The organism is Anabaena sp. UHCC 0451, assembly GCF_034931405.1.
Classification (GTDB): domain Bacteria; phylum Cyanobacteriota; class Cyanobacteriia; order Cyanobacteriales; family Nostocaceae; genus RDYJ01.
Map to the genome: position 1 here is coordinate 75,622 of NZ_JAYGHA010000006.1, position 9,205 is coordinate 84,826.

At 40.9% G+C, this 9,205-nt stretch carries 10 protein-coding genes; 7 read left to right on the plus strand and 3 right to left on the minus strand.

The window, feature by feature from the left end:
• Positions 1-37: 37 nt before the first annotated feature.
• From VB694_RS06265 to VB694_RS06295, 7 genes are all read left to right on the plus strand, one after another.
• Positions 38-256 (plus strand): hypothetical protein, encoded by a 219-nt coding sequence (locus VB694_RS06265; protein ID WP_323359453.1) that lies wholly within the window; start codon positions 38-40, stop codon positions 254-256.
• Between the two features lie 241 nt (positions 257-497).
• Positions 498-785: a DUF5132 domain-containing protein gene (locus tag VB694_RS06270; protein WP_323359454.1), complete on the plus strand. Its 288-nt coding sequence runs from the start codon at positions 498-500 to the stop codon at positions 783-785.
• A gap of 64 nt (positions 786-849) precedes the next feature.
• A complete protein-coding gene (locus VB694_RS06275; RefSeq protein WP_323359455.1) occupies positions 850-1,386 on the plus strand; it encodes an HMA2 domain-containing protein in 537 nt (178 codons plus the stop codon).
• A 100-nt stretch (positions 1,387-1,486) separates the two neighbouring features.
• A complete protein-coding gene (gene dhaK / locus VB694_RS06280) occupies positions 1,487-2,560 on the plus strand; it encodes a dihydroxyacetone kinase subunit DhaK (RefSeq protein ID WP_323359456.1) in 1,074 nt (357 codons plus the stop codon).
• Between the two features lies 1 nt (position 2,561).
• Positions 2,562-3,191, plus strand: a complete 630-nt coding sequence (gene dhaL, locus VB694_RS06285; RefSeq protein WP_323359457.1) for a dihydroxyacetone kinase subunit DhaL — start codon at positions 2,562-2,564, stop codon at positions 3,189-3,191.
• Positions 3,192-3,255: 64 nt separating this feature from the next.
• Entirely contained in the window at positions 3,256-4,599 is a 1,344-nt protein-coding gene (locus VB694_RS06290; RefSeq protein ID WP_323359458.1) for a condensation domain-containing protein, read from the plus strand.
• A gap of 167 nt (positions 4,600-4,766) precedes the next feature.
• Entirely contained in the window at positions 4,767-5,582 is an 816-nt protein-coding gene (locus VB694_RS06295; protein ID WP_323359459.1) for an SAM-dependent methyltransferase, read from the plus strand.
• A 317-nt stretch (positions 5,583-5,899) separates the two neighbouring features.
• Here the strand turns inward: VB694_RS06295 and VB694_RS06300 are convergent, their stop codons facing one another.
• Genes VB694_RS06300 through VB694_RS06310 form a run of 3 tightly spaced genes read right to left on the minus strand, consistent with a single transcriptional unit; the run spans position 5,900 to position 9,171 of the window.
• Positions 5,900-6,796, minus strand: a complete 897-nt coding sequence (locus tag VB694_RS06300; protein ID WP_323359460.1) for a phytanoyl-CoA dioxygenase family protein — start codon at positions 6,794-6,796, stop codon at positions 5,900-5,902.
• A 13-nt stretch (positions 6,797-6,809) separates the two neighbouring features.
• Entirely contained in the window at positions 6,810-7,742 is a 933-nt protein-coding gene (locus VB694_RS06305; protein ID WP_323359461.1) for a phytanoyl-CoA dioxygenase family protein, read from the minus strand.
• 52 nt (positions 7,743-7,794) lie between these two features.
• Positions 7,795-9,171, minus strand: a complete 1,377-nt coding sequence (locus VB694_RS06310; RefSeq protein WP_323359462.1) for a cytochrome P450 — start codon at positions 9,169-9,171, stop codon at positions 7,795-7,797.
• Between the last annotated feature and the right edge of the window lie 34 nt (positions 9,172-9,205).

The window sequence follows — 9,205 nt, forward strand, 5'->3', positions numbered from 1 at the left end:
TAAATCAAGGGACTCAGGGGTAAAAAAGGTTAAGAAGGTGCAAGGAATAGATATTAAACCCATCAAAAACTTATCACTTTTCCCCCAAAGCAACTATTCAGATGATGAGTCTAAAAAGCTGCGCTCTATCCGGCTTACAGATACCGCTTGGGCAAAGTTGGATGAATTAGCACAGGAAAATAATCTGATACGCAGTGAGATGATTGAAGTTTTTGCTCGTCAAGGTTTGGGAAATAGTCAGGAGTCAGGAGAGTGATTTTGTATATACATGGCTTGATTAGCGCAACGTCCTGGTTTCTCAATACTGCTCGGTTAAGGCTTCTGCACATTATTGTATTGTAAAAACTGATCTGCATAAAATTTAAAAATTTAAATTTTAAATTTTATGCCTTTCTACTAAAAACATCTACCAACAGCAAGAGAAAATAACTCTGGAAATAAGGGTAAATTAAAAGACTTATTCGACATTCTCCAATTTACTGGAGGTTGATTTAATTATGGCAAAAATTACTGATTTTGTTGAAGAAGCCGGCGCTCCTGGAATTATAGCCGGAATTGGTGCAGTTTTACTTGCACCTGTGCTAATTCCTGTTGTTGCCGGAATTGGTAAACCGATAGCCAAATCAATCATCAAAGGTGGGCTTGTTGCTTATGAAAAAAGCAAGGGAGCTTTTGCAGAATTAGGTGAAACTTGGGAAGATATTGTCGCTGAAGCTAGAGCCGAAATAGCAGAAGAACAACACACACCAGCATTTGAATCCGGTGAAAATCAACCTAATTCGTAATTTGTAATTCATAATTCGTAATTTAATTATGAATTATGAATTTTTCAGGGTAAAGGTTTAAAATATGCTCCAAATTCCAGATAAAACAAATTTAAATACACCATTTAATCCCATAGCTACAAAAATTGTCAGTGATACTCCAGGAAGACTAAGGTTGAGAATTGCACCGGAAAACCGTCAAGCTGAAAAAATACAACATATCGCCAATTTTTTAACAGCACAACCTCACATTACTCAGGTGCGAACTAATATCCATCATGGTAGTATTCTGATCAATCATGATGCTCAAACTGGCACTTTAGCAGAGATTTTGGCAACACTGAGAGATATAGGTGTGATTTTTGCAGATATTTCCCAAGGGAAAACTGAAGCAGCAACGGGTATATCTCATGCAGTTATTGACTTAAACCAACGAGTTGAACGTGCTACAGATGGTACTGTTGATTTACGTTTCTTGTTTCCTTTTGGATTGAGTGTTTTCGCAATGAGACAATTAATGATTAAAGGTCTGCAATTAGAAGTAATTCCTTGGTATGTTTTAGCTTGGTATGCTTTTGATAGTTTTTTGAAATTAAATAATGTTGTAGCAAGTGACAAGTAACAGTATTTTCTGTTCCCTGTTCCCTTCTATGAGCAAAAATGCTGATTTTTGGTGCTGTAAAAGTTTATCCTGATTTTTAGCACCTTTGCCAACAGAAATCATGAAAAAGTTGATTAATGAACCAGAAGACTTTGTAAGGGAAAGTCTAGCAGGAATGGCTGCGGCTCATACCGATTTAATTAAGGTAAATTATGAGCCGACTTTTGTCTATCGAGCCGATGCACCTGTACAGGGAAAGGTAGCAATTATTTCTGGTGGTGGTAGCGGACACGAACCGATGCACGTGGGTTTTGTAGGGAAGGGAATGCTTGATGCTGCTTGTCCTGGAGAGGTTTTTACCTCACCAACTCCTGACCAAATGTTAGCAGCAGCGCAACAGGTAGATGGAGGTGCTGGTATTCTTTATATCGTTAAAAATTATAGTGGCGATGTGATGAATTTTGAAATGGCGACGGAATTAGCCAGAAGTGAAGGTATCCGCACGTTAAATATTATCATTGATGATGATGTGGCGGTGAAAGATAGTTTATATACCCAAGGAAGAAGGGGTGTAGGAACAACGGTACTGGCTGAGAAAATTTGTGGAGCCGCAGCAGAACAAGGCTATGATTTGCAGCAGGTAGCTTCTTTGTGTAGAAAGGTGAATTTGCATGGACGCAGTGTCGGGGTAGCGTTGAGTTCTTGTACTGTTCCTGCTAAGGGGACACCGACTTTTGCTTTGGGAGATAATGAGATAGAGTTAGGTATTGGCATTCATGGGGAACCGGGAATAGAAAGGGTGTCCATGATGTCGGGGGATGAGATTACAGAGGTTTTAGTGCGATCGCTCATTGATGATACCGTCTATAATCGCACAGTGCGGGAGTGGAACGAAGCCAAAGCGGGATGGATAGATGTGGAACTGTTAAATAAACCCTGGCAAAAAGGCGATCGCCTCTTAGCTTATGTTAACAGTATGGGTGGTACTCCCGTTTCTGAACTTTATCTGGTCTACCGCAAACTAGCAGAAATTTGTGAGATGGAAGGACTGCAAATAGTGCGTAATCTAATTGGACCCTACATGACATCATTAGAGATGCAAGGTTGCTCCATCACGCTGCTGAGGTTAGATGAGGAAATGCTAAGGTTATGGGATGCACCAGTTAAAACGGCAAGTTTACGCTGGGGAGTTTGAAATGGTTACTCAGGTGCAAATTGTTGAATGGTTAATGGTGTTTGCTTCTGTGATTGAGCATCATAAAGAAGATTTGACGGAATTAGATGCAGCCATAGGTGATGCTGATCATGGTATCAATATGGATAGAGGTTTTAGAAAGGTCAAGAGTATTTTACCGAGTATTGCAGGTAAGGACATCAGCAGCATTTTTAAAACTGTCAGCATAACTTTGATATCCAGCGTTGGTGGTGCAAGTGGTCCTTTGTATGGAACTTGGTTTTTAAGGGCTAGTTCTGCTACTGCTGATAAGCAGGAATTAACTGCAAAAGATATGTTAAATTTGCTCCAATCTGGTTTAGATGGTGTAGTTGAGCGTGGTAAGACGCAGTTGGGAGATAAGACGATGGTAGATGTACTGTCTCCATCTGTAACTGCTTTTGAGCAAGCTGTAAATGAAGGTATGGAGACTGTGGAAGCTTTGCGCGTGGCTGTAACTGCTGCGGAAGCTGGGTTAAAGGCAACTATACCCATGTTAGCAAAAAAGGGTCGAGCCAGTTATTTGGGCGATCGCAGTATTGGGCATCAAGATCCAGGAGGGACTTCTGCTTATTGGATGTTGCGGAGTTTGTTGGAGGTGGTGGAAGGTTGAGGGCTAGTAAAGGCTCAATAATTTGTGCTATACCGAAGAGTTAATTGAAAACTGCACAAAACTAATGAATCACCCTCAAGAAATTTCAGTTTATCGCTCCCTTGGTGCTTGGGAGTATTCAACATGGTTGTATGACCAATTTCATCCTGCACATTTTTCATTAGTTGCACAGGTTACGGGAGAATTTAGCCTTGAGAAACTAAAGCAAACACTTTACCATCTGCAACAACGACATCCCCTGCTCAGAGTCCGTATTGCGGTCGATGAGACTGAAAAGCCGTGGCTTGTGGAAGATGCGGCTCAAATTCCGCTACGGGTTGTGCAGCGACAAGGTTCTCAACACTGGGAACGGGAAGTTGAGCGAGAGCTTGGTATCCCATTTATCTGGACGCAAGCTCCCTTAGTACGCTCTGTTGTAGTTCATTCTCCCCATATTTCGGAATTAATTGTCACTTGCCATCACGCAATTGCCGATGGATTATCCGCCTTATATCTGATTCGGGATATTTTATCAGCACTAGCTAACAAAAATGCTGATCCACAACTAAAGCCTTTACCTCTCCTTCCTCCCCTACAAAACTTGGTTTCAAGGGAATTACATCACAATTCTCCGTCCCTAGATCAAAGCTCTGATAACCTCAACTTACTTAACGAGGAAAATATCCAGAGTCAAAAGGCTCTCCAAAAACCAACCTTCAAAAATTTTGACCATCATGCTATTCGCCCTACTTCAAGTTACGCTCACCTCTGCTCTGGTTCTTTTTCACCAGAAACCACACAATTATTAATTTCCTCTTGCAAGCAAAAGCAAACTAGCGTTCATACTGCCATTTGTGCAGCTTTTTTGATGGCAATTTACCGCCAAAATTGCTCAGAACAGGCGCTGACTCTCAAGTGTGTATCACCTATTAATATTCGCTCCTATTTAACACCTGTGCCTGAAGAAGATTTTGGTTTTTATGCTTCAGTCACATTAACTTTACATACCTTAACCCCTGATCTGACTCTGTGGGACATTGCCCATTCCTTAAAGGAGCAACTCCATCAAGCAACGACACCGGAAACAATCTTGGCCATTATTGCTCACAGTCAGGCAGAAATAACCCCAAATTCAAATCCCCAAGAGGATAGGCCAAATATGGCAGAGCCGTTTGGCTATGAACTAGCAGTCAGCAATTTAGGACGTTTAAATATCCCTCAAAAGTTCGCGGAGCTTGAGCTTCAAGCAATCTATGGACCCGTTGGGCAGAATGGGGCGAAAAGTGCGCCAATAGTGGGAGTTGCAACTTTAGGAAAGCAGCTATTTTTTACTCTCGCCTGTTCTAAACTTACTCTCTCATCAACAGAGCTTGAAGACCTGAAGAAAGAAGCTATAAAGTTACTGAATTTAGCATTTGAAAGTTGGTGAACAGCATTTTAGTATAGACGCGGCACTAGTTAAGGTTTGCTGAATAAATGTAAAACCTAGATAAATCAAGTGATTCAGAGGTAAAAGAAGACCAGCAAGATTTGCAGACCTTATTGGAGGATACTACTAATAAATGGAGCCAAAAGAATTAGGAAAACGGAATAACCATGAGTAGTCTTAAATCGGAAAAAGTAGCAGAAATGTATGATGCAACCGGAGAAATAGGATTGTATCTTATCTCTGACAACCAGTTACATTTTGGCTATTGGGATGAAAATAATCGTGATGCCAATGTTGGTGAGGGAGCCGAGCGGCTGACTCAGATGATGATCGATAAGTCAGAAATACTTCAGGGGGAACGTTTCTGCGATCTTGGATGCGGTGTAGGTGTCCCAGCCATGCGGATTGCAAAAGCGAAAGGATGTTTCGTTGATGGAATTACAATCAGCAAATACCAATGTAACAAAGGGAAGGATCTAGCCGAAGAAGCTGGTATGTCCGATCAAGTTCGCTTCATCCAGGGCAATGCCTTGGAAATACCCTGCGACGATGCAATCTATGACGGAGGCTGGTTTTTTGAAAGCATTTTTTACATGGGACATAGCGAAGCCCTACGAGAAGCTTATAGAATCTTGAAACCAGGGGCAACATTATTAATTGCGGACTTAATAACAAGGCCAAACACTACTGAAGAATTCAAGAAATTTGCTAAAGAAGAACTAGATTCAGATCATATTCCCAAGGAAGATTATCCAGGGCTATTGGATGAGGCCGGATTTGACTTGATCGAAATTGATGACATAACCGAATTTGTGATGCCTTTTATGTTTTCGAGGCTTAAAGCCGGTTTCAAACAGCATGAAGCCGAAGTTTTGCAATACGTTAAGAGTGAAGAGATCAACGGTTGGCTCCAAGTATTTGAGAATGTGTGTGATAATCTTGGGTATATTTTAGTAAAAGCAAAAAAAAGAGTTCGTTCTTAGAAGTTAAAGAGGCTTCCAGAAAATAAAGTATACGCTTGTTCAATACCTTGTTCAAATTGGAAAAGCCTTGATTTGTAGGTTTGGTTGAAGCATGAAACCCAACAAATGCGTTGGGTTGCGCTGTCGCTTAACCCAACCTACAGAAAATGGACAAGGTATTGCTTGTTAAGAAGGGTAATCATCAAAGAAGGGAAGATTTTAGCTTAGAGGCGGGACAATATTCCAAAGGAAGCTCATCCAGGGCTATTGGTTGACCAAAAATAATGGGATACAAGCCCCGCCCCTTGCAGGGCGGCTTTATTTAGGGCTTGCTGAATTTATGATGCCTTATGAGGAACAAGTGCGTCCTGACAATAAAGTTCCACCATTGGAGTTCGATAACCGTTAGGAGTCCAGAGAATGGGAAAAAAGCTTTCATCCATTTCCAGGCTACCAACCATTCTATAGCGCCCAAAAATATATCCATATCCAACTCCAGGCGGTTGAAACTGAGCATTCATTGGGAAACTGCTGACTGCAAAGCTCCGGCTTGTTTGTTCTTGAGTTGTGTTTTTCCCTAAACCACGCCATAAATCCCCGTGTAGAAATACACATCCTCCCCTGGGAATTGTGAGTTGGATAATTTTCGGATGCTCCACACCTGCTTGATTCGCAGCCGTCCGCAAAGGTTGGCGATAATCCTCCACAGGTGCATACAGAAATCTTACCTGGTCAGAACATACCCATTGATGAGATTGACTTACCAACTCTAAAGTCCCTGCTTCTGGAATCAAGTCTGTCAGCGCAATCCAGCAAGTTATAACCGAACATGGGTCAATAGAAGACACATAAGCGCGATGATGATGAAACGGGACTTCTGAGGAGCCAGGTGGTTTAACCCAGCAGTTATCTAGGGCAAAACGAGCATCAACCCAACCTCCCAAAGTTGCATTTAACCGAGCAATCTCTGCTGAAAATGAAAAGCTGGCAATGGTGCGATCGCATCTCCACACATTGGTTATTTGTTGAACTGCATTAGGTTGACTTGTTCCTGCTCGTCCATGAGACTCATCTGGAAAAACACCTGTTTCATAATGACCTGTAACAATGAGGTCTAGCCTAGTATTGATTTGATCCACTAGCTCCAAATCCAAGAACTTATCGAGAATCAAAAACCCTTGCTCACGGAACTGATGAATTTGTTCATCACTTAATTGGACTGGTTGATGTACCATTAGCCTAATATCCTCAAGAAGTAGCAGTTTTTGCTAGTGCATCATCACAATAATCAGCTAGGAAAGGGCTACGGTAGCCATCTTGCCGCCAGACAATCGGGAAAAAGCTCTCATTGATTGAGTCATCTCCGTAACGCTTATAGCGTCCGGCGTGAAAACCGTTTGGGAGATGACCTCCTTCTCCAGCTGATATAAATCGAGATTCTGCCGGAATGTAAACACAGGCAAGAGAACGCCTCATGGTTTTGGGCATAAGGTTTCTACCTGATCCATGCCAAACACGACAATGATGAAATGTACAACTTCCAGGCTTTAGTTTTATTTGCGACACTTCTGGATGCTCTACACCTGCTTCTTTAGCAGCTTTTTCCATTTGCCAAAGATAGCTTTCACTTTCAATTGTGCTTGCACCTGGAAAGGCAGTTGGTACAACATCCATAGGTATCCATCTATGAGATCCCTTAACATATTCAATTGTGCTTGCACCTGGAATAGCATCACTGAGGGCAATCCAGCAACCCACAAATTCAAGAGGTTGATGATAGAAGGGATACAAGGGGTATATTAGATCCTGATGTAAAACTGTTTCACAAGCTCCGTAAGGTTTTAGAAAAATGCTATCTCCTAAAAAACGTGATCCATTCCAGCCTCCAAGTAAACTCGCCATTTGACCGAGCTTTTCGGAAAGAACAACTGATGCCAAAGTCAGATCGCTTCTCCAAACTCCTACCACTTGTCTAGTAGAATTAGGAGTTCCTGAATTGGGGTTCCAAGTCAAATCATCGGGGTAAATTCCAGTATCAAACTCACCTGAAAATAGAGGTTCAAAGCGATTAACTAGACGATTAACTAATTCTTCGTCAAGCAGGTTTTCCACAACTAAAAACCCATCTTCATAAAACTGAGCAATTTGCTCATCAGTAAGCAAAGGCAATTTGTTAGTCATAAAACTTCATCCTAATTTAGCACTTGAAATAGCACGACAATTCTTTGACAAATTAGCGAAAACCAGTGACAACTAAAGGAACTCCATTTGAAGGTACGATAGTAGCACTGCGACGTATTGGTTTGATAGGTTTATTATCAGCTAATTCTAAATTGTATTTAGATATTATTGTAGCTATTACCAGTTTAATTTCTAGCATAGCCAAAGCGTGACCCAAACACATCCTCACGCCGCCACCAAAAGGAATAAATTCATAGGAAGTATATTGACGCTCCAAAAATCTTTCTGGTTTGAATTGTTTGGAATTTGGATACAAATCCTCTCGATGATGAACTGAATAAATGCTGGGCATCAATGTTGTTCCAGCTTTAAAACAGCGACCCATTATTTCTATATCTTGTTTTGCAAATCTCGGCAAGGTAACTTCTACGATGGGATACAGCCGCAATATTTCTTGACAAACAGCCGTTAAATAGGGAAGACGAGATATTTCAATGGGGTCGGGATTTTTGCCTAAACTATTGATTTCTTGTGATAGTTTTTCCTTTATTGAGGGATTTTTTACAAGCCAGTAAAAACCCCAAGCTAGGCCATTAGCAGTCGTTTCATGTCCAGCAGATAACAAGGTAATGATTTCATCTTTTAACTGCTCGTCACTCATTGATTGACCCTCTGAGTCAGTTGCAGATAGCATTAAACTGAGGATATCATTGCCAAGTTTTTCAGGGTGATTTCGTTTATCGTCTATTTCCGCTTGGAATAAGTCGTAGATTTTTTGTTTGGTTCTGATAAAGTTGCCCCAAGGACTCCAAGGTCCTAAGTCTACTTGCAGAGGTTTCAAGAATATAAAACTCAATCTTAATGGAGAAGAGGTCATGTGTAACCAATGAGCTATCAGGGATCTAAGTCGTTCGCATTTTTCCCCTTCACTGAATCCAAATAGCACCTGCATAATTACCTTAAGTGTAATTTCTTGAGCGATATCTCTAGCCAGAAAAGATTGATCGATCTTCCAAAGAGAAGCTACTTTTTCAGTTATTTCACGGATTGACTTGGCATAGGATTTTACTTTCTCTCCATGAAAAGGAGGCATAAGTAATTTACGTTCTCTTTCATGACGAGGTCCTTCCATTAAAATTAAGGAATTATCGCCCATTATAAGACGACCACCCCCATTTTTGTTGGTATGTGTAGCATCAAAATACTGACCATCAAGGGTGAAAATATCTTTAATTCCTTGAGGATTGGCTATGAGTACAAGTGGAGGAAATCCTAATAACCTCATGGTAAAGATATCGCCGTATTTATCGGTGCAGTCGTCTAGATACTCTAAAGGTCGAGTAATCCAATTGATCAATTGAAACAATGGAGGATCTTTTGGACCATCTGGTAATTGATTTTCGTTAAAAGATGTCTTTCCGATTATCATATTAAATCATTCCGTATTATTTTTAGGTGAGAGG